This is a genomic window from Micromonospora sp. M42 (assembly GCF_000568915.1).
Lineage (GTDB): Bacteria > Actinomycetota > Actinomycetes > Mycobacteriales > Micromonosporaceae > Micromonospora > Micromonospora chalcea.
On record NZ_KK037233.1, the window covers coordinates 837,228 to 838,732 of the forward strand.

Consider the following 1,505-nt stretch of genomic DNA (forward strand, 5'->3'; position numbering starts at 1 on the left):
GCGCCCAGTACGCCATGAAGAACACCATGGGGTACGGCGTGAACGCGTTCCTCGACCACGATGACCCGGCCGATCTGCTCACCCGGCTCGTGGTGGGCAGCGAGGGCACGCTCGCGTTCGTCGCGTCGGCGACGTTCCGCACCGTACCCGTGCACCGCCATGCCGCGACGGGCCTGCTGGTCTTCGACTCCCTCGGCGCGGCGATGGCCGCGATGCCGGCGCTGGTGGCCGCCGGGCCGGCGGCGGTCGAGCTGCTCGACGCCGCCGCCCTGCGGGTCGCCCAGCGGGACCCGAAGGCGGACGCCACGCTGCGCGGCCTGGCCGTGCGCGGGCACGCCGCTGCTGCTCGCCGAGTGGCAGGAGTCCGACGCGGCGGCGCTCGCTCACCGGGTCGCCGACGCCGGACCGGTGCTGGCCGGCCTGCCGCTGAGCGCACCGGCGCGGCTCAGCGGCGAACCGGCCGCCCGGGCCGCGCTGTGGCACATCCGCAAGGGCCTGTACGCGGCGGTGGCCGGCGCGCGCCCGTCCGGCACCACCGCGCTGCTGGAGGACATCGCCGTGCCGGTCGAGGCGCTCGCCGGCACCTGCGCGTCGCTGGCCGAGCTGTTCGAGCGGCACCGGTACGCCGACAGCGTCATCTTCGGCCACGCCAAGGACGGCAACCTGCACTTCATGCTCAACGAGCGCTTCGACGGCGGTGCGGCCCCGGCGCGCTACGCCGACTTCACCGAGGAGATGGTCGACCTGGTGCTCGGCCACGGCGGCACGCTCAAGGCCGAGCACGGCACCGGCCGGGTGATGGCCCCCTACGTGCGCCGCCAGTTCGGCGACGAGCTGTACGAGGTGATGCGCGAGCTGAAGACGCTCTGCGACCCCGACGGCGTGCTCAACCCGGGGGTGCTGCTCAGCGACGACCCGGAGATCCACATGCGGCACCTCAAGACCGTGCCGACGGTGGAGGAGGAGGTGGACCGCTGCGTCGAGTGCGGCTACTGCGAGCCGGTCTGCCCCAGCCGCGACCTCACCACCACGCCCCGGCAGCGCATCGTGCTGCGCCGGGAGATCGCCGCAGCGCAGGCCGCCGGCGACACCGCGCTGGTCCGGGAACTGACCGACGACTACGACTACGACGCGGTGCAGACCTGCGCCGTCGACGGCATGTGCGCCACCGCCTGCCCGGTGCTGATCAACACCGGTGACCTGGTCAAGCGGCTGCGCGCGCAGGAGCACGGCCGGGCGGCGGGGGACCGCCTGGCGCGGCGCGCCCCGCCCCCTGGGGCGCCACCACCCGGGGCATGGCCCCGCGGGACTCGATCTGGCCGGGGTGCTGCCGCCCCGCGCTGCCCGAGGCCGCCACCCGGGCCGCCCGCGCGGTGCTCGGCTCCGACCGGGTGCCGCAGTGGCAACGGGACCTGCCGCGCGGCGGCACTCCGCGCCGCCCCCACCCGGCCGACGACCCGGACGCCGTGTTCGTGCCGTCCTGCCTGGGCACGCTGTTCGCCCCG

1 protein-coding gene and 1 pseudogene are annotated in these 1,505 nt (G+C 75.7%); both read left to right on the forward strand.

Translation table 11 applies throughout. The features are described 5' to 3' along the window. Positions 1-26: 26 nt before the first annotated feature. A pseudogene (locus MCBG_RS35005) lies at positions 27-254 on the forward strand (FAD-binding oxidoreductase); the annotation flags it as partial. Beyond that, on the forward strand, positions 160-1,505 hold a 1,346-nt coding region (locus tag MCBG_RS34685), incomplete at its 3' end, for an FAD-binding and (Fe-S)-binding domain-containing protein (protein ID WP_369799260.1). The pseudogene MCBG_RS35005 and the gene MCBG_RS34685, both read left to right, overlap by 95 nt.